Below are 24,515 nucleotides of genomic sequence, written 5' to 3'. Positions count from 1 at the left end.
CACGCATGCCGGTGTCGGTCAGCACCCACCACCGGGGCGGCGCCGGGCCGCGGGCGTGCGGATTTTGATATACTCCCGCCCGTCTCCAGGATCACCGCGCCCGCGGCTTACCGGTCCTGGCAGTCCTGTCCCTCGCCGTAGTTCAATGGATAGAACGAGCGCCTCCTAAGCGCTAGATACAGGTTCGATTCCTGTCGGCGGGACCACAGACATTTGGCAACCTTATGCCAAAGTCCTTCCCCGCATCATTCCAGGCTTCTTCAGCAGCATTACCGTCTGCCCCATCTCGTCCTCCGCCGTTGCAAATCCGCCTTGTCGGACAAAATCCGATACCGACCAGCGGGCCGACTGCCGATACTCACTGCGTCAGTTTTGGAGCAGCCATGTCGGACGTTCACGTTTTGCGGATCGAGGGACTTCAGTGGGTGGTGGAACGCGCGTGCGGCAGCGAGGGCCGTCTGCTTTTTCCCAGCCGGGAAGCGGCTATCGCGGCCGGCACGGCGAAGGCCGAGCAGGCGCGCGTCGACCTGGTCGTCCACACGCGCGATGGCCGCGTCGGCCGGCGCATTTCCTTTGGCAAGGATGGGAAGGATCCGCGCGTGAGGCTCGTCAATGCGCGCTCGTCCGCGAAAACAGCTGGATCACCGCCACCCCGGCAATGATCAGCCCGATGCCGACGCACGCCGCCAGGTCCGGCACCTGCCGGTACAACACCACCGCGATCAGCGAGACCAGCACGATGCCGGCGCCGCTCCAGATCGCATAGGCGATGCCGACCGGGACCGTGCGCATCACCAGCATCAGCAGATAGAAGGCGGCGACGTAGCCGGTGACCACCAGCACGCTGGGCAGCAGCCGGGTAAAGCCCTGCGAGGCTTTCAGGCTGCTGGTGGCGATGACCTCGGCGACGATGGCGAGGGCGAGAAGCAGATATCCGTTCATGGCATGCACAGGAGGCTGGCCGGCAATGGGCCTGAGCCGGCATCTTAGCGTCCCGCGCATGTTGCGCCAAAGCCGCGTCCCTCCCTCGCGGTGGTTGTGCGCGGCGGCAAGCGCGGGTTGAATGTGGCGATCAGAACCACAACAAGCGGGTGCACGCTGGCCCGCGGCAACAGGGTCGTCGAGGCAGTCGCGGTAGTTTTGCCTGACCAGGCCGGCGCGAGATTGGCGATGCCGGCGGCGGGCACGGGGATAGGGGAGCGGTATGCAGCACACTGGCATCGACGGCGCGGCCGTGCCGGCATCGTCGGCAACCTCGGGGTCACCGGCACCGGCCCCGGCCAGCGCGCCGGACGCGAATCCATGGCAGGACACCATTGCCGCGGCGGACCAGGCGCTGGAAGAGGCCGCGCGCCTGCAGCGCGGCGTCCAGCACAACCTGAAGCTGATGCAGGACGTGCGCGCGCTGCGTGAAGAACTGCGCAAGGCCCATGCGGAGATCGACCGCTACCGCGGCATGCATGCCCGTGTGGTGGTGAGCATGCGCCAGCTCGAGGAAGCGCACACCAGCGCGATGAGCCGGCTGCATGCCGACAGCGAGATGCTGCGGGTGCGGCACCGGGTCTACCGGCTGCTGGCCGAGCACTACGCGCGCGTGGCGCTGCGGCTGGATCCGCAAACCTTTGCCGCGGACCGCGACCGCGTGCTGCAGCACATCCTGTTCCAGCGCCGCAAGGGCGTGCCGCCCGAGGACATCGGCCTGTCGGACCTGGCCTTCCTGCTGCTGTAGCCTTCGCGCCAGGCCCGCCGTCAGGCTGACCGGCGGCGCAGCACGTGGTAGGCGAGCATGCCGCCCACCACGCCCCAGAACGCCGAGCCGATGCCCGCCAGGGTCATGCCCGAGGCCGTGATCATGAAGGTCAGCAGGGCGGCTTCGCGCTCGGCCGGGACCTGCATGGCGACGGTCAGGCCGTTGGCGATCGAGCCCAGCAGCGCGAACGCGGTCACGCCCACTACCAGCGCCTGCGGGAAGGCGGCGAACAGCGCGGCGATACTGGCGGCGAGCGTGCCCGCGACCAGGTAGCCGATGCCGCAGACCACCGCCGCGGTATAGCGGCGATGGCGGTCGGGATCGGCCTGTGGGCCGGTGCAGATCGCCGCGGTAATGGCGGCCAGGTTGATGCCGTGCGAGCCGAGCGGCGCCAGCGCGGCCGAGGCCAGCCCGGTGACGGTGATCAGGCGCGAGGCCGGCACGTGGTAGCCATCGGCCTGCAGCACCGCCAGCCCGGGAATGTTCTGCGACGCCAGCGCGACGATGAACAGCGGAATGGCCAGGCTGATGAAGGCCGGCATCGAGAACACCGGCGTGGTCCACACCGGCACCGCCAGTTCCAGCCGCACGCCCGAGAAATCGAGTTGCCCCAGCGCGCCCGCCACCACCACGCCGGCCAGCAGCACCCCCGGCACCGCATAGGCCGGCCACAGCCGCCGCCCCAGCAGGAAGGCGGCGAACATCGCCAGCAGCAGCACGGTCTGGTGCTGCGCCTGCACGAACACGTCCACGCTGATGCGGAACAGGATGCCGGCCAGCAGCGCCGAGGCAATGCTGGCCGGGAGGGCGCGCATCAGCTTGTCGAACCAGCCGGTCATGCCGGCCGCGGTCATCAGCAATGCCGCCAGCAGGAAGGCGCCGATGGCCTCGGCATAGGGCACGCCGGGCAGGCTGGCGATCAGCAGCGCCGCGCCGGGAGTGGACCATGCCACCACGATGGGCACGCGCAACGCCAGCGACAGGCCGATGGTAGTGATCCCCATGCCGATCGACAGCGCCCAGATCCACGACGAGATCTGCGCATCGGTCAGGTGGGCCGCGTGCCCCGCCTGGATCATCAGCACCAGCGAACTGGTGTAGCCGGTGAGCGTGGCGACCAGCCCGGCGACAAGCGCCGACACGGACAGATCGGAGAATTTGAGGGAGGCGGTGGTCATGGGGACGGGCAGCAGGCACTTGGGTACGGCCGCCATCTTCGCATGAGTGCCTTGGCCGTACCAATTTGGCCACGCGCGGCGTGGCCTTGTCGCGGAAACCGACGTTGACGGGGCTTTCCCTTACGGACTTGTCCGACTGGAGCGGGCCGCGGCCCGTTGTTATGCTGAATCCGTGCCTTGCGAGCAGGGCACCGAGGAGAGACTCTTGGGCCCGCAGTGCGCGGGCCCTTCTTTTTGCCCGGCCACTTGCACGGCCAGCTGCCGCTGCCGGTCGTCTACAATGCGGGCTGCCGCCAGGCACCCGAGCTGCCGGCCCGTCCCTTCTTTCCTCGCTGTCTCGCCTTCCTTCCCATGGCCCTGTTTTCCATTACCGATGCCCAGCTTGCCTTCGGGCACGTGGCCCTGCTCGACCACACCGACTTTTCGCTGGAGGCCGGCGAGCGCGTGGGGCTGATCGGGCGCAACGGCTCGGGCAAGTCCTCGCTGCTGAAGATCGTGGCGGGGCTGGCGGCGCCGGATGACGGGCTGATCGCCCGCCAGAGCGGCGTGACCAGCGCCTACGTGCCGCAGGAGCCGCAGTTCGCGCCCGGCATCACCGTGTTCGACGCGGTGTCGCAGGGCATGGGCGACGCGCACGACCTGCTGGTGCGCTACGAGGCCGCCGCCGACCGCGTTGCCGAGCACCACGACGACGAAGCGGCGCTGGCCGAGCTGCACCGGCTGCAGTCCGAGCTCGATGCCGCCGGCGCCTGGCAGCTGCGCACCCGCGTGGAAACCACGCTGGCCCGGCTGGGGCTGGATTCGCATACGCGCGTCGATGCGCTCTCGGGCGGCCTGCAGAAGCGCGTGGCGCTGGCGCAGGCGCTGGTGGCGGAGCCCGACATCCTGCTGCTGGACGAGCCCACCAACCACCTCGACGTGGAAGCGATCCGCTGGCTGGAAGACCTGCTGCTGCAGTTCCGCGGCAGCGTGCTGCTGATCACCCACGACCGCGCCTTCCTCGATCGCGTCGCCACGCGCATCGTCGAACTGGATCGCGGGCGGCTGGTGTCCTTCCCCGGCAACTTCGCCGCCTACCAGGCGCGCAAGGCCGAGATGCTGGCCGCCGAGCAGGTCGAGCAGGCCAAGTTCGACAAGCTGCTGGCGCAGGAAGAAGTGTGGATCCGCAAGGGCGTGGAAGCGCGCCGCACCCGCAGCGTGTCGCGCATCCAGCGGCTGGTGGCGATGCGCAACGAGCGCGCCGCGCGCCGCGAGGTGCAGGGCAACGTCAGGCTTGAGGTGTCGCAGGCCGACCGCTCCGGCAAGATCGTGGCCGAGCTGACCGACGTGAGCAAGGCTTACGGCGACAAGGTGGTGGTGCGCGACTTCACCGCCACCATCATGCGCGGCGACAAGGTCGGCCTGATCGGGCCCAACGGCGCCGGCAAGACCACGCTGCTGCGCCTGATCCTGGGCGAACTGGCGCCGGACAGCGGCACCGTGCGCAACGGCAGCAACCTGCAGGTGGCGTACTTCGACCAGATGCGCACCGCGCTGGACCTGGAGAAGTCGCTGGCCGACACCATCAGCCCGGGCAGCGACTGGGTCGAGGTCAACGGCCAGCGCAAGCACGTGATGAGCTACCTGGGCGACTTCCTGTTCGCGCCCGAGCGCGCGCGCTCGCCGGTCAAGTCGCTGTCGGGCGGGGAGCGCAACCGGCTGCTGCTGGCGCGGCTGTTCGCGCGGCCGGCCAATGTGCTGGTGCTGGACGAGCCCACCAACGATCTCGATATCGATACCTTGGAACTGCTGGAGGAACTGCTGCAGGACTACGGCGGCACCGTGTTCCTGGTGTCGCACGACCGTGCCTTCCTCGACAACGTGGTGACCTCGACGCTGGCCGCCGAAGGCGATGGGGTCTGGCGCGAATCGGTGGGCGGGTATTCCGACTGGGTCGAGCAGTCGGCGCGCAGCGCGGCGCTGCAGGCTGCGCGCAAGCCGGTGGAGCAGAAGGTGGCGGAGCCGGCCCGGGGCAAGGAGTCGCGCGAGGCGCGCGGGGCCAATCGGACGGTCAAGCTGTCGTACAAGGAACAGCGGGAGCTGGATGGGCTGCCCGAGCGCATCGCAGCGCTGGAGACCGAGCAGAAAACGATTTCGGCGCAGCTGGCGGACGGCTCGCTTTATGTCAGCGATGCGGCCAAGGCCGCGCAGCTGGGCACGCGGCACGACGAGATCGAGATGGAACTGCTGGAAGCGCTGGAGCGCTGGGAAGTGCTGGAGGCGAAGTCGAAGGGCGAAAGCGCCTGAGGGCTCTCGCATACTGCCGGTTTGCTCCCTTCTTCCGCCTGCGGGAGAGGGAGCGCACAGTGGGCATGGGCAGACGTGTCAGCTAGCGACCCTCACCCACACCAAGCCAACACCATATTCGTCAGATCCACGATGAAGCCCGGCCGCAGGTAGCCCACGAACCCAAGCGCCAGCACCCCGGCCAGCACCGCCAGCCCGGCTGCCTTCCCCATGCGCGCCTGGGCCGTGCTCATCAGGCCGCCGCCGGCTGCGCCCGCACCACCGCCTGCTCGCGGATCGGCAGGTTGACCAGCGCCGCCAGCACCCCGAGCGCGATCGCGATCAGCCACACCGTGTGGTAGCCGCCGGTGCGGTCATACAGATAGCCCCCCAGCCACGCGCCCAGGAAACTGCCGATCTGGTGCGAGAAGAACACCACCCCCGACAGCATCGAGAGGTATTTCACCCCGAACACCTGCGCGATGATGCCGTTGGTCAGCGGCACGGTCGACAGCCACAGGAAACCCATCACCGCCGCGAACACCCAGGTGCTGGCGACCGTCAGCGGCAGCAGCAGGTAGGCGGCGATCACCACCGAGCGCGCCAGGTAGATTGCCGCCAGCAGGTAGCGCTTGGGCAGGCGCTGGCCCATCGCGCCGGCGGTATAGGTGCCGAAGACATTGAACAGGCCGATCAGCGCCAGCGCCACCACGGCCACCTTGGGATCGGTCAGGCCCTGGTCCTTCAGATACGGCGCCAGGTGCACGCCGATAAAGACCACCTGGAAGCCGCACACGAAGTAGCCCAGCGTCAGCAGCTGGAAATTGCGGTTGCCGAAGGCTTCGTGGATGGCCTGGCCGATGGTCTGGTGGTGGCCGCCGGTGTGGGCGGCCTCGCGCGGCTCGCGCAGGGTCAGCGCCAGCGGCAGCATCACGCAGGCCATCAACGCCATCACGTACAGCGCGTTCTGCCAGCCCAGGCCGGAGATCAGCCCCTGTTCCACCGGGATCATCAGGAACTGGCCGAACGAGCCCGCCGCGGCGGCGATGCCCATGGCCCAGACCCGCTTTTCCGGGCTGGCCACGCGGCCGATCACGCCATAGACGATGCTGTAGGTGGTGCCGGACTGGGCGATGCCGATCATCACCCCGGCGCCGGTGGCGAAGGCGGTGCCGCTGGTCGCCAGCGCCATCACCACCAGCCCGGCAACATACAGCGCCACGCCCACCAGCATGATGCGCAGCGCGCCGAACTTGTCGGCCAGCGCCCCGGCGAAGGGCTGGCTGGCGCCCCACATCAGGTTCTGCAGCGCCAGCGCAAAGGCGAAGGTCTCGCGGTTCCAGCCATGGGCCTGGGTGATCGGCAGGTTGAACAGGCCGAAGCCGTGCCGGATGCCCATCGAAAGCGTGACCAGCAGGCCACCGCACACAAGCACGGTGGTCAGGGAGAGTTGTCGGTTCTGCATGTCTTGGCTCGGTGTGCGGCGGCCGCGCCGGGTGGGGCGACGCCGACAGGATTGTCTGTGCTTGTTGTTTTGCCGCGCCGGAACGGCAATCAGGCTTGCCGGGGCCGGGTGTTGGGGAGTTTACTCCGCCTCGGGAAAACGCGTACGGCGCCGCACCCGGCCGCGGCGCCCGGGCAATAAGTGCCGGCGGCACGGCAAGCCGGGTCGGCGCAGGCCGCGGCGTGCGGGCGTTTTTCCGCGGGATTGGCGTCGCGCGCTTCCATTACAATGCAGTGCCCGGTGCCCCGGCGCGTGCACAGTTGTGCGCCTCGCGGCAGCCGGACCATCACTTTCGTAGCGACTCCATGGCGAGCAAAACCAGTCAGTACAGCGAATCTTCCATCCGGGTCCTGAAGGGCCTGGAGCCGGTCAAGCAGCGCCCCGGCATGTACACCCGGACCGACAACCCCCTGCATATCGTGCAGGAGGTGATCGACAATGCCTCGGACGAGGCCCTCGGCGGCCATGGCTCCGAGATCCTGGTGACCCTGCATCGCGACGGCAGCCTCAGCGTGGAAGACGACGGCCGCGGCATCCCGGTGGGCATCCACCCGGAAGAGGGCGTGCCGGTGGTCGAGATCGTCTTTACCCGGCTGCATGCCGGCGGCAAGTTCGACAAGGGCAAGGGCGGCGCCTATGCCTTTTCCGGCGGTCTGCACGGCGTCGGCGTGTCGGTGACCAATGCCCTGTCGACGCAGCTCGACGTGACCGTGTGGCGCGACGGCATGTGCTCGACGCTGACCTTCTCCGGCGGCGACGTGACCGTGCCGCTGGCCTCGCGCAAGCTTGAGCGCGGCGAGAAGAAGAACGGCACGCGCGTGCAGGTGTGGCCGGACGCCAAGTATTTCGATTCGGCCGCGATCCCGCTGGCCGAGCTGCAGCGCCTGCTGCGCAGCAAGGCCGTGCTGCTGCCGGGCGTCAAGGTCACGCTGGTGACCGAAAAGACCGGCGAGCGCCAGACCTGGCAGTACGACCAGGGCCTGAAGGGGTACCTGGTCGAGGCGCTGGCGCAGGGCAGCGGCGCCGAGCTGGTGATCCCGATGTTCGAGGGCGAGCACTTTGCCGACCCCGACGCCAATCCCGGCGAGGAAGGCTTTGCCGACGGCGAGGGCGCCTCGTGGGTGGTGGCCTGGACCGAGGACGGCGCGCCGGTGCGCGAGTCCTACGTCAACCTGATTCCCACGCCGGCCGGCGGCACGCACGAGTCCGGCCTGCGCGAAGGGCTGTTCCAGGCGGTCAAGAGCTTTATCGAGATGCACGCGCTGCAGCCCAAGGGCGTCAAGCTGATGAGCGAGGACGTGTTCGCGCGCGCCTCGTTCGTGCTGTCGGCCAAGGTGCTGGACCCGCAGTTCCAGGGCCAGATCAAGGAGCGCCTGAACAGCCGCGACGCGGTGCGGCTGGTGTCCACCTTCAGCCGCCCGGCGCTGGAGCTGTGGCTGAACCACCATGTCGAGTACGGCAAGAAGCTGGCCGAGCTGGTGATCCGCCAGGCCCAGGCGCGCACGCGCGCGGCGCAGAAGGTGGAGAAGAAAAAGGGCTCCGGCGTCGCCGTGCTGCCCGGCAAGCTGACCGACTGCGAGTCCACCGACGTGACCCGCAACGAGCTGTTCCTGGTCGAGGGCGACTCCGCCGGCGGCTCGGCCAAGATGGGCCGCGACAAGGAGTTCCAGGCCATCCTGCCGCTGCGCGGCAAGGTGCTCAACACCTGGGAGACCGAGCGCGACCGCCTCTTCGCCAACAACGAGGTGCACGACATCGCCGTGGCGATCGGCGTGGACCCGCATGGCCCCAACGACGAGCCCGACCTGTCCAACCTGCGCTACGGCAAGATCTGCATCCTCTCCGATGCCGACGTCGACGGCGCGCATATCCAGGTGCTGCTGCTGACGCTGTTCTTCCGGCATTTCCCCAAGCTGATCGAGACCGGCAACGTCTATGTGGCGCGTCCGCCGCTGTTCCGCGTCGATGCCCCGGCGCGTGGCAAGAAGCCGGCGCAGAAGCTGTACGCGCTCGACGAAGGCGAGCTCGAGGCCATCCAGGACAAGCTGCTCAAGGACGGCGTCAAGGAAAACTCATGGCAGATCTCGCGCTTCAAGGGCCTGGGCGAAATGAGCGCCGAGCAGCTGTGGGAAACCACCATGAACCCCGACACGCGGCGCCTGCTGCCCGTGATGCTGGGCGAATACGACCTGCCGCAGACCGTCGAGATGATGAACATGCTGATGGGCAAGGGCGAGGCCGCCCAGCGCCGCAGCTGGCTGGAAGAGAAGGGCAACGAGGTCGAGGCCGACATCTGAGCCCGGGCGCCGCGCCGCGGGCGCGGCAGCTCCGGTGCCAGCCCGGCCCGATTGGCGCATAATGCCCGCTCCGGTCCGCCTACTCTGGAACGCACGATGAAGACGAGAACCCGCGGCAACCCCTGGCGCAAGGCAACGGCAGTCCTGCTGGCGCTGGCCGGGCTCGCCTGCGTGCCGGCGGCGCATGCCGAGCTGTGGGGCTTTATCGATGCCGACGGCGTGGCGCACTTCGCCGACCAGAAGCTCGACGCGCGCTACAAGCTGTTCATGAAGGACGGCGGCAAGCTCGACACCGGGCGCCTGGCCGCGCGGCAGGCGCAGGCGGCGGGCGGCGCCATCGACCTCGAGCAGCACAAGCTGTACCGCTACGTCCTCAACCATCCCAATATCAAGACCGTCGAGCCGCTGATCCACCAGATCGCCGGCAAGCAGGATGTCGATCCGGCGCTGGTCAAGGCGGTGATGGCGGTGGAATCCGGCTTCAACCCGGCGGCGGTGTCGCCCAAGGGCGCGATCGGCCTGATGCAGGTGATTCCCGACACCGGCGCGCGCTTTGGCGTCAGCGCCGATGCGCGCCGCACCATCGAGCAGAAGCTGGCCGATCCGCGCACCAACATCACCGCCGGCGTGCGCTACCTGAGCTGGCTGATGCAGCAGTTCCCCGACAACCTCGAGCTGGTGCTGGCGGCGTACAACGCCGGCGAGGGCGCGGTGCAGCGCTACAACAACCGCATCCCGCCCTATCCGGAGACGCGGCAGTATGTCAGCACCGTGCTGCAGTTCTACCGGCTGTACCAGCCGCAGCAGGGCGTGGTGCTCAGGCGCGCCAGCGCCGGCGCCGGCCCGGGCGATGGCGACGGCCCGCGCGTGAAGATGGTGCTCGGCGCGCGCCGGCCCATGCCCTGAGCGGCACCCACGAATCACAAGCAACCGGTGCGCCGGCCGTCGAGGTCCGACGCGTGGCGCGCCGAATCCTTGCCTATCCATGGAACAACAAGACATCACGTTTCAACCTGAAGAGCCGGCCGATTCGCTGACGCTGGCCCGCTACGCCGAGCGCGCCTACCTGGACTACGCCGTCAGCGTGGTCAAGGGCCGCGCGCTGCCCGAGGTGGCCGACGGCCAGAAGCCGGTGCAGCGGCGCATCCTGTTCGCGATGCACGAGATGGGGCTGCGCGCCGACGCCAAGCCGGTCAAGTCGGCGCGCGTGGTCGGCGACGTGCTGGGCAAGTTCCACCCGCACGGCGACCAGTCCGCCTATGACGCGCTGGTGCGGCTGGCGCAGGACTTCTCGCTGCGCTACCCGCTGATCGACGGCCAGGGCAACTTCGGCTCGCGCGACGGCGACGGCGCCGCGGCGATGCGCTACACCGAAGCGCGACTGACGCCGATCTCGCGGCTGCTGCTCGACGAGATCGACGAAGGCACGGTCGACTTCATCCCCAACTACGACGGCTCGATGCAGGAGCCCAGGCTGCTGCCGGCGCGGCTGCCGTTCGTGCTGCTCAATGGCGCCTCGGGCATCGCGGTGGGCATGGCCACCGAGATCCCGCCGCACAACCTGCGCGAGGTCGCCGCCGCCACCGTGGCGATGATCCGCAACCCCAACATCGCGCTGGCCGAGCTGCTGGCGCTGATGCCGGGGCCGGACTATCCCGGCGGCGGGCAGATCATCTCGCCCGCATCCGATATCGCGCAGATCTACGAGAACGGCCGCGGCAGCCTGAAGGTGCGCGCGCGCTGGACCATCGAGGAAATGGCGCGCGGCCAGTGGCAGCTGGTGGTGACCGAGCTGCCGCCGAATACCTCGGCACAGAAGGTGCTGGAAGAGATCGAGGAAATCACCAATCCCAAGATCAAGACCGGCAAGAAGGCGCTGACGCCGGACCAGCAGCAGCTCAAGGCCACCGTGCTGGCGGTGCTCGACGCGGTGCGCGACGAGTCCGGCAAGGACGCGCCGGTGCGGCTGGTGTTCGAGCCCAAGAGCAAGAACATCGACCAGCAGGAGTTCATCCAGACGCTGCTGGCGCATACCAGCCTGGAATCCGGCGCGCCGATCAACCTGGTGATGATCGGCACCGACGGCCGTCCGCGCCAGAAGGGCCTGCGCGAGATCCTGGGCGAGTGGATCGCGTTCCGCTTCAACACCGTCACGCGCCGCACGCGCCATCGCCTGGGCAAGGTCGAGGACCGCATCCACATCCTCGAAGGCCGGATGCTGGTGCTGCTCAATATCGACGAGGTGATCCGCATCATCCGCGAGAGCGACGAGCCCAAGCCGGCGCTGATCGAGGCCTTCGGGCTGAGCGACCGCCAGGCCGAGGACATCCTGGAAATCCGGCTGCGCCAGCTGGCGCGCCTGGAAGCGATCCGCATCGAGAAGGAACTCAAGGAGCTGCGCGAGGAGCAGGCCGACCTCGACGTGCTGCTCAAGTCCGAGACCATGATGCGCCGTCGCATCATCAAGGAGATCGAGACCGATGCCAAGCAATACAGCCCGGAAGACAAGGACCCGCGCCGCACGCTGATCCAGGAAGAACGCCGCGCTGCGGCCGAGGTGCGCGTGATCGACGAGCCGGTGACGGTGGTGATGTCGCAGAAGGGCTGGGTGCGCACGCGCCAGGGCCACGGCCACGATCCGCAGCAGTTCACCTTCAAGGCGGGCGATGCGCTCTACAACACCTTCGACTGCCGCACCGTCGACGTGCTGCTGGTGTTCGGCACCAACGGCCGGGTCTATTCCGTGCCGGTCTCCAGCCTGCCGGGCGGGCGCGGCGACGGGGTGCCCATCACCACGCTGATCGAGCTGCAATCGGGCAGCCAGGTGGCGCACACCTTTGCCGGCAGCGCCAGCCAGCGCGTGCTGATCGCCACCGCCAACGGCAACGGCTTCCAGACCACGGTGGGCGACATGACCGGGCGGCAGAAGGGCGGCAAGTCGTTCCTGACGCTGGACGACGGCGATGCCCCGCTGCCGCCGGCGCCGATCGGCGACGAGGCCACGCACGCGGCCTGCCTGTCCGGCAACGGCCGCCTGCTGCTGGTGGCGCTGGATGAGGTGAAGGTGCTGTCCGCCGGTGGCCGCGGCGTGATCCTGATGGAGCTCGAACCCAAAGAGAAGCTGCTGCAGGCGGTCGCCGTGGGTGCTCCGGGGCTGGTGCTGTCCGGCGCGGGCCGCGGCGGCAAGCCGTCGTCGCAGAAGCTGGCCGGGCAGTCGCTGCTGCCGTACGTGGGCAAGCGCGCGCGCAAGGGCAAGCCACTCGAGGCGAAGCTGAAGGAGCCGAGGATCGAGCCGGTGCGGGTGGAGGCGCCTGCGGGCAATTGAGTGGCGCGCTGGTTTGCTTGCCTCTCCCGCTTGCGGGAGAGGGACAGGGGGTGAGGGCAGGCGGTGGCATACCGCAGGCCTGACTTCGAAGAGACTCCCGCCCTCACCCCAACCCTCTCCCGCAAGCGGGAGAGGGAGCCCCCAAGCTGGCGGGCAACGTCTCAATCCACCCCCACGAACCCTCCCGTCTGATGCGCCCACAGCCGCGCATACAGCCCCCCATGCGCCAGCAGTTCCGCATGCGTGCCGCTTTCCACGATATGCCCGCGGTCCAGCACCACCAGCCGGTCCATCCGGGCGATGGTCGAGAGCCGGTGCGCGATCGCGATCACGGTCTTGCCCTGCATCAGCGTTTCCAGGCTTTCCTGGATCGCGGCTTCCACTTCGGAGTCGAGCGCGGACGTGGCTTCGTCCAGGATCAGGATCGGCGCGTTCTTGAGCAGCACCCGCGCGATCGCGATGCGCTGGCGCTGGCCGCCTGACAGCTTCACGCCGCGCTCGCCGACCTGCGCCTCCAGCCCGGTGTTGCCGTGGGCATCGACCAGGTGCGGAATGAACTCGTCGGCGCGGGCACGGTGCAGCGCGGCGGCGAGCTCGGCTTCGGTGCTGGAGGGCTTGCCGTAGAGCAGGTTCTCGCGGATCGAGCGGTGCAGCAGCGAGGTGTCCTGCGTGACCATGCCGATCTGCGCGCGCAGGCTCTCCTGCGTGACCGAGGCGATGTCCTGGCCGTCGATCAGGATGCGGCCGCGCTCGACGTCGTAAAGCCGCAGCAGCAGGTTGACCAGGGTCGACTTGCCGGCGCCCGAAGGGCCGACCAGGCCGATCTTCTCGCCCGGCCGCACCGTCAGGTTGACACCCTCGATCACGCCCGAGCCCTTGCCGTAGTGGAATCCCACCTGCTCGAAGCGGACTTCGCCGTGCGTGACGCGCAGCGGTTGCGCATTGGCGCGGTCGGTGACCTGGCGCGGCACCGCGATGGTCTTCATGCCGTCCTGCACCTGCCCGACATTCTCGAAAATGCCGTTGACCACCCACATGATCCAGCCCGACATATTGTTGATGCGGATCACGAGCCCGGTGGTCAGCGCGATCGCGCCGGTAGTGACATGGCCGGTGCTCCACAGCCACACCGCCAGCCCGGTGGTGGCGGCGATCAGCGCGCCATTCATCGCGGTGATGGTGACGTCCATGCCGCTGACCATGCGCCCGGCCTGCCGCGTCTTCTCGGTCTGCTCGGCCATGGCGTCGCGGGCGTAGTCTTCTTCCTGCCGGGTATGGGCGAACAGCTTGAGCGTGGTGATGTTGGTGTAGCCGTCGACGATGCGGCCCATCAGCCGCGAGCGCGACTCGGTGGCGACCACCGAGCGCTGCTTCACGCGCGGCACGAAGTACAGCAGCGCGGCCACGTAGCAGACGATCCACAGCAGCAGCGGGATCATCAGGCGCCAGTCGGCCTGCGCGAACAGCACCAGCGAACTGACCGCGTAGATCACCACGTGCCACAGCGCATCGACCGCCTGCACCGCGGAGTCGCGCAGCGAGAAGCCGGTCTGCATGATGCGCTGGGCGATGCGCCCGGCAAAGTCGTTCTGGAAGAACGACAGGCTCTGCTTGAGCACGTAGCGGTGGTTCTGCCAGCGGATCAGGTTGGACAGGCTGGGGCTGATCACCTGGTGCACCAGCACGTCGTGCAGGCCGAAGAAGATGGGGCGCAGCAGCACCGCCACCACCGCCATCCACACCAGCTCGTTGCGGTGCCGGCTGAAGAACTCGGCGCCGGGCGTGGTCTGCGCCATGTCGACCAGCCGGCCGAGGAAGCTGAACAGCGCCACCTCGATCAGCGCGCCGACCAGGCCCACCAGCAACAGCAGCACGAACACGCCCCAGACCTCGCGCAGGTACCAGGTGTAGAAGCGCAGCACCTGGCCCGGCGGCTCGCGGTCGGGCATATGGCGGAAGGGGTCGATCAGTCTTTCCAGGCGACGCAACATGGCGGGTTTCCCGTTGTGTGCCACGGCGCGCCCGCTCGTCCTGGTGGGATGCCGGGCGCTTGCGGCGGAGCAGACGCAACATGATACGCGCCTTGACCAATGGAAAAGCCCCGCCTGGGGCGGGGCCTTTTCCGGAACGCCATGGGAAAACCGCTGCGGCGGCAGCGGCGTCGGCCGCGTCAGGGGTGGTGGATCACCATATGCGTGAACGGCGGCACGTAAGCCTGCAGCGTCACGAACAGGCCGACCAGGATTGCCAGCACGATCGAATGGAAGAACACGTAGCGCAGGATGTCGCCTTCATGGCCGTACCACTTGGTCGCGGTCGAGGCCACCACGATCGACTGCGCGTCGATCATCTTGCCCATCACGCCGCCCGAGCTGTTGGCCGACGCCATCAGCACCGGCGACAGGCCGAGCTGCTCGGCGGTGGTCTTCTGCAGGCCGCCGAACAGCACGTTCGAGGCCGTGTCCGAGCCGGTCAGCGCCACCCCCAGCCAGCCCAGCATGGTGCCGAACAGCGGGTAGAACACGCCGGTGTGGGCAAAGGCCAGGCCCAGCGTCGCATCCAGGCCCGAGTAGCGGGTCAGGTAGCCGACGCCGAACATGGCGCAGATGGTCAGCAGCGAGTAGCGCACCAGCTTGATGGTTTCCCAGTATTCCTTGAACAGCCGCGGCACCGAGTAGCCCATCAGCAGGCCGCCGGCGATGGCTGAGACGAAGATGCCGGTGCCGGCCATCGACAGCACGTTGAAGTTGAACACCGCGCCTTCGATGACTTCCTTGGGCACCACCGGCGGCACCTTGACGATGGCCTTGTCGAGGCCCGGCACCGGGAATTTCCAGGCCCACAGGCTATCCATCAGCTTCTTGAACTCGGGGATGCCCCAGACGAACACGAACACCGTCAGGATCACCCACGGCATCCAGGCCTTGGCCACCGAGATGCCGGCCGAGGCGGCGCTGGCGCGGGCGTCGGCGGCCAGGGCCTCGGGGTGGTCGACCCTGGAGTCGTCGTGGCGGCCCAGGATCTTGGTCGAGGTCCAGATTTCCTTCGGATGCCAGACCTTCAGGAACAGCGTCAGCGTGCCCATCGACACCAGCGCGGCAATCACGTCCACCAGCCACGGGCCGTGGAAGTTCGAGACCAGGTATTGCGGGATGGCGAAGCTCACGCCCGCAACCAGGATCGCCGGCCAGATCGCCAGCATGCCGCGGAAGCCGGCGAAGGCCCAGATCAGCCAGAACGGCACGATCACCGAGAAGAACGGCAGCTGCCGGCCGATCATCGCCGACAGGTCGAGCAGGTCCAGCCCGGTCACCGACGCCAGGCCGATGATCGGCGCGCCCAGCGCGCCGTATGCCACCGGCGCGGTGTTGGCGATCAGCGCCAGGCCCGAGGCCGCCAGCGGCGAGAAGCCGAGCCCGATCAGGATCGCCCCGGTCACGGCCACCGGCGTGCCGAAGCCGGCCGCGCCCTCGAAGAAGGCGCCGAAGCTGAACGCCACCAGCAGCAGTTGCAGGCGGCGGTCTTCGGTGATGCCCGAGATCGAGTTCTGCAAGACCTTGAAGGATCCGTTCAGCGTGGTGAGCCGGTGCAGGAAGATGATGTTCAGCACGATCCAGCCGATCGGGAACAATCCGGACACGATGCCCAGCCCCGCCGCCTTGCCCGCCATGGCCGCCGGCATGCCGAACACGGTGGACGCGACCACGATGCCGATCAGCAGCGCCAGGCCCGCCGCCAGGTGCGCCTGCATATGAAAGAACGCCAGCGCTGCCAGCAGCACGGCGACGGGGATGCCCGCGGCAATGGTCGACAGCGCCATATTGCCTAGCGGGTCATAGACTTGACTCCACACGATCGAAATCCTCCTCTGGTTGGCTCGGGCGCCCGGGCGATCTGCGTGCCCTGGAACTCCCGCATGCGCTTTGCCCGGGCGTGCGGTATCCGCCGCGCCGGCAAAGAACAAGGATTTTAAAAAAGCGCCCGCCTGCGACCGCCGTACATCGCGTCATGATCGCGATGAGCCACATTCAAGGATCAGGGTTTGCCCGGAGAGCACGGCGGCGCCAATGGGGCCCTTGCGGCACACCCGGCCAGAGTACTCTAAACGGCGCCCGTTGCAAAAGTCTGCAAGCCAGCGGCGCGCCAGCATGACCGGGGCTGGCGACGATTGCTGCGCCGCTGGCGCGGGCGCCGCCATGGCGCCATACTGGCGGGCAGCGCGCCGGCATACCGCCGACGCCATCCCACTTCGAGGCGAGGTTTCCCATGACTGAATTCCTTCCGCCGTGGCCTCTGCTGACGGCCTTCGTGGTGGCCAGCCTGGCGCTGGCAATCACGCCGGGCCCGGCCGTGGTCTATATCGTCACGCGCACGCTGGCGCAGGGACGGCAGGCCGGGCTGGCCTCGATCGGCGCGGTGGCGCTGGGCAACCTGGGCAATGCCATCGGTGCCTCGCTGGGGCTGGCGGTGCTGTTCTCGGTCTCGGCGCTGGCCTTCACGGTGGTCAAGTACGCCGGGGCGGCCTACCTGATCTGGCTGGGTGTGCGAGCCTTGCGCGGCGGCGGCAGCGGGGCCGATGGCGGCGCCCCCGAGGTGTCGCCGCGCAGCCTGCGCCAGGTGGTGCGCGATGGCTTCGTGGTGGCGTTGCTCAACCCCAAGACCGCGATTTTCTTCGCCGCCTTCCTGCCGCAGTTCATGAACCCGGCGGGCTCGGCGCTGGCGCAGAGCCTGGCGCTGGGCGTGGCCTTCGTGCTGATCGCCGCGACCACGGATGCCTGCTACGTGATGGCCGCCGCCGCGGTGATGCCGGCACTGCGCCGCGCCGGCCGGGCACGCGCGCTGGGCCGCTACCTGACCGGCGCGGCCTTTATCGGGCTGGGGGTGTTCACGGCGGCGTCGGGCTCGCGCGCGCCGAAGTAGGAGGGCGGGTGAAAAAACTGCCGCGGCTCAGCGCAGCGGCAGTTCCAGGATGCCGCCGGCGGCGGGGCGGGCGCGCATGGCGTTGAGCCAGCGCTCCAGCTCGGGGCGCGGCTGGTGCTGGCGCGGCAGTCCCATCCAGCGGTGCGCGGCGCAGGCCAGCGAGATGTCGGCCATGGTGAAGCGGTCGCCGCCGATGAACTCGCGCCCGGCCAGCGCCTGGTCCAGCAGCGCGGCCAGCGGCTCGGTGCGCTCGCACGAGGCCTCGATCGCGGCCGGGTCGCGCTCGGCTTCGGGCTTGCGCACCAGGTTCAGGAACGCGGTCACCATGGCCGGGCTGAAGGCGGTGGTCTGCCAGTCCATCCAGCGGTCGGCCGAGGCGCGCGCCTTCACGTCCTCGGGCCACAGCGTGCCTTCGCCGTAGCGCGCGCACAGGTAGCGCACGATCGCATTGGACTCCCACAGCACGAAGGGCTCGCCGCCCACATCCGTGCCGCGGAAATCCTCGATCACGGGGATCTGGCGGTTGGGGTTCAGGCGCACATAGGCCTCGGTGTCGAGGTCGCCCTTGGTCACGCCGATATCGATGCGCTCGTGGTCCAGGTGCAGCTCGCGCGCGCACCAGACCACCTTCTGCACGTTGATGGAGGAAAGCCGGCCCCAGATACGCAACATGTCGTCTCCCAAGTCAGGTGCGCCCGCGTTTACCCGTTTATCCGTGGCTTCAGGCGGCGCGCGGCTGCCGTGCCGCGGCGATGGCTTCGCGGAACAGCTCGCCGAGGATCGCCACGCCCTGCTCGATGCGCTCCGCCGGCACCGTGACAAAGGCCAGGCGCAGCGCGTTGCGCTTCGGGTTGTTGGCGTAGAACGGCGCGCCCGGCACGTAGGCGACGTTGCGCCTGACCGCTTCTTCCAGGATCACCATGCTGTCGAGCCCCTCGGGCAGCTCCATCCAGATGAACATGCCGCCTTCGGGCGTATTCCAGCTGACGCCCTCGGGCATGTGGCGCGCGAGCGCGTCCAGCATGGTCTGGCACTGCTTGCCGTAGAGCTCGCGGATGGTGGGGATATGGGTGTCGAGCAGGCCGTCGCGCACGGTCTCGTAGGCCACGCGCTGCGTGAACGTGGGCGTGTGCAGGTCCGAGGCCTGCTTGGCCTGGCACAGCTTGAAATGCAGCTCGGGCGGGGCGATCACGTAGCCCAGGCGCATGCCGGGGGCCAGCACCTTCGAGAACGAGCCCATGTAGATCACGCCGTCCGGGTTCATCGACAGCAGGCTCGGCAGCTGGTCGCCGGTGTAGCTGAGCGCGCCGTAGGGATCGTCCTCGACCAGCAGCACGCCCAGTTCCTGCGCGCGCGCCACCAGCGCCTGGCGGCGCTCCAGCGGCAGGCGGCGCCCGGTCGGGTTCTGGAAGTTGGGCAGGGCGTACAGGAAGCGCGCGCCGGCGGTCAGCTCGGGCGTCAGCGCCTCGGGCAGCAGGCCCTTGTCGTCGCTGGGAATCGAGACGAAATCCGGCTCGAACAGCGAGAACGCCTGCAACGCGCCGAGGTAGCTGGGGGTTTCCACCATCACCTTGCTGCCCGGGTCGATCATCACCTTGGCGATCAGGTCCAGCGCCTGCTGCGAGCCGGTGGTAATCAGCACGCGCTCGACCGCCACGTCATGGCGCCGGGCGACGAACTCGCGCAGCGGCAGGTAGCCTTCGGTGGCGGCGTATTGCAGCGCCGCCTGCGGGTTGTCGGCAAAGACGCGGGCCGTCGCGGCTTCCATCGCCGCTACCGGGAACGACGCCGGCGACGGCAGGCCGCCGGCGAACGAAATGACTTCCGGACGCTCGGTGACCTTAAGGATTTCGCGGATGGCCGAGCTGGTGAGTTGCTGCGCCCGGCGGGAAATGGCCCATTTCATGATGTGTCTCTAGTCTGCGGTGATTCTTGGGAGAGCGGCACGGCAACGGCCGGCCGCTCGGTCGACGGTAAGGATTCAGCCCTGCACTTCGGCGATCAGCTCGATTTCGACGCACGCGCCCAGCGGCACCTGCGCCACGCCGAACGCGCTGCGCGCGTGCTTGCCCTTGTCGCCGAAGACCTCGGCCAGCAGCTCGGAGGCGCCGTTGGTGACCAGGTGCTGCTCGGTGAAGTCGGTGGTCGAATTGACCAGGCTCATCACCTTGACGATGCGGGTGACGCGGTTCAGGTCGCCGACATGCGCATGCAGCGTCGCCATCAGGTCGATGGCGACGGCGCGCGCGGCGGCCTTGCCGGTTTCGGTGTCGATGTCCTGGCCCAGCTTGCCGGTCCACACCTTGCCGTCCTTGCGCGCGATATGGCCGGACAGGAACACGGTGTTGCCGGTCTGCGCGGCCATCACGTAGGCGGCGGCGGGGGCGCTGACGGCCGGCAGTTCGATGCCGAGGCGGGCAAGGGTATCGTAGACCGAGGTTTGGGACATGTAGGCTCCAGTCAGTGAATGCGTCCGGGAAGGATCGGTGAGGGTTCCGGGGCGGGTGCGGATTGCTGCACGGCGGCGCGGCGGCCCAGGGCCACGATGGCAATCACCGCCACCGCGAAGGCGATGGTGGCAGCGTCGAGCGGCTCGGACAGGATCAGCGCGCCGCCCGCCAGCGTCAGGAACGGCTGCAGCAATTGTATCTGGCCGACGCGGGCCACGCCGCCTTTTGCCAGGCCGGCGTACCAGAAAAGGAAGCCCACGAACATCGAGAACACCGAAACATAGGCCATGCCGCCCCAGGCGCGCGGCGACGCCGCCACGATCGCCGGCAGGTCGCGCAGCGTCAGCCATGCCACCACCGGCACCAGCACCGGCAGCGATACCACCAGCGCCCAGCTGATGGTTTCCAGCCCGCCCAGCTCGCGCGACAGCTTGCCGCCCTCGGCATAGCCCAGCGCGCCCAGCAGCACTGCGCCGAACAGGAACCAGTCGGCATGCTGCAGGCCGCCGGCCCCCTGCCACACGGCAAAGCCGACCACCAGCGCGCTGCCGGCCACCGCCGACAGCCAGAACGCCGGCGACGGCCGCTCGCGCCCGAACCACGCGGCGAACACCGCGGTCGCCAGCGGCAGCAGCCCGATCACGATGGCGCCGTGGCTGGCCGGCACCTCGCGCATGGCCAGCGATGAAAACAGCGGAAAGCCCGCCACCACGCCCAGCGCGGTCACGGCCAGCCGCGCCCATTGCCCGCCGCGCGGGCGCCGGCCGGCGCGCAGCGCGCCGCGCCAGGCCATCAGCGCCAGCGCCAGCAGCGCGGCCAGCACGGCCCGCGCCAGCGCGACGAAGACCGGGTCCAGTTCGGCCACCGCCATGCGCGTGAACGGCAGGGTCTGGCTGAAGATCGCCACGCCGACCAGGCCCAGCAGCATGCCGCCGGAGGCCGGCGCGGCCGGAGCCGGAGGTGTGGTCGATGACCAGGGCGTTGGCGGAGCGGGGCGGCTGGCGGGCATGGTTGGCCTCTTTGTGGTCAGGGGGTGTCGATCGCGTGGTCAGGCGGCCACGGGCACGCCGGGACGGGCCCCGAGCGCTATCCACAGCGCCGTCAGCGCCAGCGCCGCGCCCATGGCACGGTTGAACCAGCGCACGCGCTGGCCATGCTGCAGCCACTGCCGCAGCGACGCGCCCACCGCGCCATAGACGCCGTTGCTGACGAAGCCGAGCACGCCGAAGACGCCGCACACCAGCAGCACGCGCTGCACCGGCGACGCCGCGCCGGCCATGTACGACGCCGCCACCGCCAGCGCCAGCATCCACGCCTTGATATTGGCGTACTGCAGCGCCGCCGACTGCCACACGCTGAGCGGGCGCAGCACCTGCTTTTCGGCCAGCGCGGTGCTGCGCGCGATCTTCCACGCCAGCCACAGCAGGTAGGCGACGCCGGCCGCGTGCACCGCGGCGGCCAGCGCGGGCTGGCCCAGCACCAGCGCGCCCACGCCCAGCGCGCACAGCGCCAGGATGCTGGCAAAGCCGAAGGCGACGCCGACGCAATGCGGCAGCGTGGCGCGCAGGCCGAAGTTGGCGCCGCTCACTGCGGCGATGGTGGTGTTGGGTCCCGGCGTGAACAGGCCGACTGTCAGCAGCGCCAGCAGCGCCGCGAACTGCGCCGCGCTCAGGCCGGTGAGAAGGCCGGTGAGCAGGCCGCCGAACAGTGCCGAGGCGCTCATGCGAACGCCACCGCCACGCGCCGGTTGGTGCGGCTCTTCTTTTCGATCCTGGTCACCACCACCGCGCCGATCTCGCCGGTGTTGGCCACGTGCGTGCCGCCGCACGGCTGGCGGTCGACGCCGGGGATCTCGATGATGCGGATGCTGGCCGTGCCCGCCGGCGGCGCGGCGCCGATGGTGCGCACCAGGTCGGGCTGCGCGGCCAGCTCCTGCGGCGTGATCAGGGTGGTGCGCACCGCCGTGTTGGCGCGGATCAGCGCGTTCAGGCGCTCGGTCAGGTCGGCCTTGTCGAGCGTGGATTCGGGCAGGTCGAAGTCGATGCGCGCGGCATCCGGCGAGATGCCGCAGCCGGTTACCGGCACCGGGATCAGCGAGCCCAGCAGGTGCAGGCAGGTGTGCAGGCGCATCAGCCGGTGGCGGCGGTCCCAGTCGATCGCCACGGTGACGCGCTCGCCGACGCGCGGCAGCGGCGCCCCGGCGGCCGGCACGTGCAGGATGCGGCGGCGGTCGTCGGCGTAGACGGTGTCGACGATGGCCACGGTGTCGCCGTCGGCCCGCGCCAGCGTGGCGGTGTCGCCCGCCTGGCCGCCGCTGCGCGCGTAGCACACGGTCTCGTCGAGCTCGATGCCCTCGGCGCCGGCGGCCACCACGGTGGCGGCGCAGTGATCGAGGTACGGATCTTCGTCGAAACGCTTGCGGGTGGCGGACATCGTGGGCTCCTTGCTTGGGGCTTGTTGCGGGGACGGCTAGCGCAGGGTGCGGATGCCCTGCGCGGTCTCGATCTCGGCCATCAGTCCGGGCGGGCCGTCGTCCTGCTCCACCGCGAGCAGGTGGTCGGCGCCCAGCCAGGCCAGCCCCTGGCGCAGCAGCTCGGCGCGCGGATGGCGCGCGCACAGCCGGCGCAGCGCCAGGTCCTGCCGCGGCAGGCTGGCGCCGGGGGCGGGGGTCACGTCCCACTGGATCAGGCTGGGCAGCGCGCCGTCGCCGGCGCTGCCGGCTTCGCCGGGCCAGGCCGGCAGGCTGCCGTCGGCCGGCACGGTGATGCGCCAGTGCAGGTTGCCGCGGCGCATCGGGATGACCGGGGCGATGCGCTCGGGATACTGCGCCTGCCAGCGGCTCAGGTCGGCGGGCCGCTCCACGCGCGCGGCCCAGTGCAGCAGGAACGGGCCATCGCGCAGGCGCTGCCTGACCGCATCGGTGTCCAGGCCGAACCAGCGTGGCCGCGCCGGCGCCGGGGCGGCCGGATCGATCGCGATGACTTCCAGGTAGAGGCCGCCGAACAGGCCCAGCACGCGGTTGTGCGTGCCCATGGCCGCATGCGCGCCGCCGCCCTGGGGCGCAATGCCCAGCACGCCGGCAACGTAGTCGGTGCCGGCGTCGAGGTCGGGGGCGGCAACGACGAGGTGATCGAGGGCTAGCTTCATCTTGGCTTGATGGTAGACAAGGTACTCGGTACAGTACCGGTACAGTTGCACGGATCGTCTTCAGTACAGTTGCAGGAGCAGCACATGGATGCCCAACCCAGCAAGGGCGACGCCGGCGGCGATAGCGCCGCCGTGGCCCCCCAGAAGGATAGCCGAGGCGGCGCGCAAGCCACACCCAACCTGACACCCGCGCGCGCGCTGCAGCTGGTGCTGCCGTCCACCGCGCGCTTGCCGGATCCGGTGCCGTCGGCGCAGATGACGCTGGTCGAGCAGCTGACCGAATGGGCCCGCATGCGCATCGACGAGCGCGTGTTCCGCGCCGGCATGCGCATGCCGTCGATCCGGCAGCTGGCGCAGGAAAAGGGCATCTCGCGCTTCACCGTGGTCGAGGCCTACGAGCGGCTGGTGGCGCTGGGCTACCTGGAATCGCGCCGGGGCTCGGGCTTCTACGTGCGCGAGCGGGCCCCGGCCGCGCCGGCGGCGCCGGTCTCGCGCGACGCGCCGGCGGCGCGCAAGATCGACGTAACCTGGCTGCTGCGCAGCATGTTCCATACCGCCGAAGCGCACAAGGCGCCCGGGCTGGGCTTCCTGCCCAATGACTGGCTCGACGGCGAGCTGATCGCCAGCGCGCTGCGCGGGCTCGGCCGCCAGCCCGGCAACCACTTCCTCGCCAGCGGCACGCCGCAGGGCTTCCTGCCGCTGCGCCAGCAGCTGCGCACCCGGCTGGAAGAACTGGAGATCCGCGCCGGCGCCGAGCAGATCGTGCTGACCTCGGGCATCACCCAGGCGCTCGACCTGATCGCCCGGCTCTACCTGCAGCACGGCGACGCGGTGCTGGTGGGCGACCCGGCGTGGTTCGTGATGTTCGGCCGCTTTGCCGCGCAGGGCGCGCAGGTGATCGGCGTGCCCTACACCGGCGAAGGGCCGGACCTGGAGGCGCTGGAGCGTATCGTGCAGGCGCGGCGCCCCAGGCTGTTCGTGATCAACTCGGTGCTGCACAACCCGACCGGCACCTCGCTGTCGGCCGCCAAGGCGTTCCAGCTGCTGCGCCTGGCCGAGCAGTACGACTTCCTGATCGTCGAGGACGATATCTACTGCGACCTGTGTCCGCCCGGCCACGCCGCCACGCGGCTGGCCAGCCTGGACCAGCTGCGCCGGGTGATCTACCTGGGCAGCTTTTCCAAGACGCTGGCGGCCAACCTGCGCGTCGGCTTCGTCGCGGCGCATCCGGAGACGGCCGCGGCGCTGACCGACAGCAAGCTGCTGGCCGGGCTGGCCACGCCCGAGATCAACGAGCGGGTGCTGTACAAGGTGCTGACCGAAGGGCATTACCGCAAGCACGTCGAGCGCGTGCGCAGCCGGCTGGACCGCGCCCGCGACGACACCCGGCGCGAGCTGGAGCGGCTGGGCCTGCGCCTGTTCCCCGGCCAGCATGCCGGCATGTACCTGTGGGCCGACACCGGGCGCGATTCCAACGCGATCACCACCGCCGGCCACGAGGAGGGCTACCTGTTCGCCCCGGGCAGCCTGTTTTCGCCGTCGCAGATGCCGTCGGGGTGGATGCGCTTCAACGTCGCCAGCAGCGGCGATCCCGACATGCTGCGCTTCCTGGCGCGGCAGCTCGAACGGCTGTAGCCGCGGCTCGCGACGCGCCGCCGGGTCTTGAAAATGGCCCGGGC

The 24,515-nt window shown here is 69.4% G+C and carries 21 protein-coding genes and 1 tRNA gene; 9 read left to right on the top strand and 13 right to left on the bottom strand.

The annotated features are described in order from the left end of the window. The first annotated feature begins 131 nt into the window (after positions 1–131). Positions 132–206: transfer RNA gene (locus tag A3AG_RS0110380), tRNA-Arg, on the top strand. 177 nt (positions 207–383) lie between these two features. Next, positions 384–662: a DUF2188 domain-containing protein gene (locus A3AG_RS33325; RefSeq protein WP_018005333.1), complete on the top strand. Its 279-nt coding sequence runs from the start codon at positions 384–386 to the stop codon at positions 660–662. Here A3AG_RS33325 and A3AG_RS0110375 read toward each other — a convergent pair. Beyond that, positions 610–942: a DMT family transporter gene (locus tag A3AG_RS0110375; protein WP_018005332.1), complete on the bottom strand. Its 333-nt coding sequence runs from the start codon at positions 940–942 to the stop codon at positions 610–612. The two genes, A3AG_RS33325 and A3AG_RS0110375, sit on opposite strands and share 53 nt — an antisense overlap. A 262-nt stretch (positions 943–1,204) precedes the next feature. Between A3AG_RS0110375 and A3AG_RS0110370 the strand changes: the two genes are divergently transcribed. Continuing rightward, the gene (locus A3AG_RS0110370; RefSeq protein WP_018005331.1) at positions 1,205–1,729 is read left to right on the top strand and encodes an HlyD family secretion protein; all 525 of its coding nucleotides are present in this window, start codon (positions 1,205–1,207) and stop codon (positions 1,727–1,729) included. Positions 1,730–1,749: 20 nt separating this feature from the next. On the opposite strand, the gene A3AG_RS0110365 is transcribed toward A3AG_RS0110370, so the two are convergent. Next, positions 1,750–2,928, bottom strand: coding sequence for a benzoate/H(+) symporter BenE family transporter (locus tag A3AG_RS0110365; protein ID WP_035848354.1), 1,179 nt, complete (start codon positions 2,926–2,928; stop codon positions 1,750–1,752). A gap of 351 nt (positions 2,929–3,279) precedes the next feature. Here A3AG_RS0110365 and A3AG_RS0110360 point away from each other — a divergent pair, with 351 nt between their 5' ends. Further along, positions 3,280–5,214 (top strand): ATP-binding cassette domain-containing protein, encoded by a 1,935-nt coding sequence (locus A3AG_RS0110360; RefSeq protein WP_026164090.1) that lies wholly within the window; start codon positions 3,280–3,282, stop codon positions 5,212–5,214. A 92-nt stretch (positions 5,215–5,306) separates the two neighbouring features. Here A3AG_RS0110360 and A3AG_RS34220 read toward each other — a convergent pair whose 3' ends face one another. Continuing rightward, positions 5,307–5,447: a hypothetical protein gene (locus tag A3AG_RS34220; protein ID WP_018005328.1), complete on the bottom strand. Its 141-nt coding sequence runs from the start codon at positions 5,445–5,447 to the stop codon at positions 5,307–5,309. Then, positions 5,447–6,658, bottom strand: coding sequence for an MFS transporter (locus tag A3AG_RS0110350; RefSeq protein ID WP_018005327.1), 1,212 nt, complete (start codon positions 6,656–6,658; stop codon positions 5,447–5,449). Before A3AG_RS0110350 ends, A3AG_RS34220 begins: the two co-directional genes overlap by 1 nt. A 344-nt stretch (positions 6,659–7,002) precedes the next feature. On the opposite strand from A3AG_RS0110350, the gene A3AG_RS0110345 reads away from it, so the two are divergent. The 3 genes from A3AG_RS0110345 to parC all read left to right on the top strand — a co-directional run bounded on the left by A3AG_RS0110345 (position 7,003) and on the right by parC (position 12,319). Continuing rightward, a complete protein-coding gene (locus tag A3AG_RS0110345) occupies positions 7,003–8,994 on the top strand; it encodes a DNA topoisomerase IV subunit B (protein ID WP_018005326.1) in 1,992 nt (663 codons plus the stop codon). 96 nt (positions 8,995–9,090) lie between these two features. Beyond that, positions 9,091–9,900: a lytic transglycosylase domain-containing protein gene (locus A3AG_RS0110340; protein WP_018005325.1), complete on the top strand. Its 810-nt coding sequence runs from the start codon at positions 9,091–9,093 to the stop codon at positions 9,898–9,900. 79 nt (positions 9,901–9,979) lie between these two features. Then, entirely contained in the window at positions 9,980–12,319 is a 2,340-nt protein-coding gene (gene parC / locus A3AG_RS0110335; RefSeq protein ID WP_018005324.1) for a DNA topoisomerase IV subunit A, read from the top strand. Between the two features lie 161 nt (positions 12,320–12,480). Here parC and A3AG_RS0110330 read toward each other — a convergent pair whose 3' ends face one another. Beyond that, positions 12,481–14,310, bottom strand: a complete 1,830-nt coding sequence (locus A3AG_RS0110330; protein ID WP_018005323.1) for an ABC transporter ATP-binding protein — start codon at positions 14,308–14,310, stop codon at positions 12,481–12,483. 179 nt (positions 14,311–14,489) lie between these two features. Continuing rightward, positions 14,490–16,172, bottom strand: a complete 1,683-nt coding sequence (locus A3AG_RS0110325) for an L-lactate permease (protein ID WP_018005322.1) — start codon at positions 16,170–16,172, stop codon at positions 14,490–14,492. Positions 16,173–16,585: 413 nt separating this feature from the next. Between A3AG_RS0110325 and A3AG_RS0110320 the strand changes: the two genes are divergently transcribed. Continuing rightward, positions 16,586–17,239: a LysE family translocator gene (locus A3AG_RS0110320; RefSeq protein ID WP_018005321.1), complete on the top strand. Its 654-nt coding sequence runs from the start codon at positions 16,586–16,588 to the stop codon at positions 17,237–17,239. A gap of 27 nt (positions 17,240–17,266) precedes the next feature. On the opposite strand, the gene A3AG_RS0110315 is transcribed toward A3AG_RS0110320, so the two are convergent. From A3AG_RS0110315 to A3AG_RS0110285, 7 genes are all read right to left on the bottom strand, one after another. Continuing rightward, complete coding sequence (locus tag A3AG_RS0110315) at positions 17,267–17,911, bottom strand: glutathione S-transferase family protein (protein WP_018005320.1); 645 nt, start codon at positions 17,909–17,911, stop codon at positions 17,267–17,269. A gap of 49 nt (positions 17,912–17,960) precedes the next feature. After that, complete coding sequence (locus A3AG_RS0110310) at positions 17,961–19,145, bottom strand: aminotransferase-like domain-containing protein (protein WP_018005319.1); 1,185 nt, start codon at positions 19,143–19,145, stop codon at positions 17,961–17,963. A gap of 75 nt (positions 19,146–19,220) precedes the next feature. Next, positions 19,221–19,688: a RidA family protein gene (locus A3AG_RS0110305; RefSeq protein ID WP_018005318.1), complete on the bottom strand. Its 468-nt coding sequence runs from the start codon at positions 19,686–19,688 to the stop codon at positions 19,221–19,223. A gap of 11 nt (positions 19,689–19,699) precedes the next feature. After that, a complete protein-coding gene (locus A3AG_RS0110300; protein WP_018005317.1) occupies positions 19,700–20,698 on the bottom strand; it encodes a DMT family transporter in 999 nt (332 codons plus the stop codon). Positions 20,699–20,737: 39 nt separating this feature from the next. Beyond that, positions 20,738–21,412, bottom strand: a complete 675-nt coding sequence (locus A3AG_RS0110295) for a LysE family translocator (RefSeq protein WP_018005316.1) — start codon at positions 21,410–21,412, stop codon at positions 20,738–20,740. Next, positions 21,409–22,122: an alanyl-tRNA editing protein gene (locus A3AG_RS0110290; RefSeq protein WP_018005315.1), complete on the bottom strand. Its 714-nt coding sequence runs from the start codon at positions 22,120–22,122 to the stop codon at positions 21,409–21,411. Before A3AG_RS0110290 ends, A3AG_RS0110295 begins: the two co-directional genes overlap by 4 nt. 36 nt (positions 22,123–22,158) lie before the next feature. Further along, entirely contained in the window at positions 22,159–22,836 is a 678-nt protein-coding gene (locus A3AG_RS0110285) for a VOC family protein (protein ID WP_018005314.1), read from the bottom strand. An 84-nt stretch (positions 22,837–22,920) separates the two neighbouring features. Between A3AG_RS0110285 and A3AG_RS0110280 the strand changes: the two genes are divergently transcribed. Beyond that, entirely contained in the window at positions 22,921–24,471 is a 1,551-nt protein-coding gene (locus A3AG_RS0110280) for an aminotransferase-like domain-containing protein (RefSeq protein WP_018005313.1), read from the top strand. Positions 24,472–24,515: the final 44 nt, after the last annotated feature.

Source organism: Cupriavidus neocaledonicus, from assembly GCF_000372525.1.
Lineage (GTDB): Bacteria > Pseudomonadota > Gammaproteobacteria > Burkholderiales > Burkholderiaceae > Cupriavidus > Cupriavidus neocaledonicus.
Note: the sequence above shows the minus strand (reverse complement) of the source record. Positions and strands in the feature narration are given on the sequence as shown.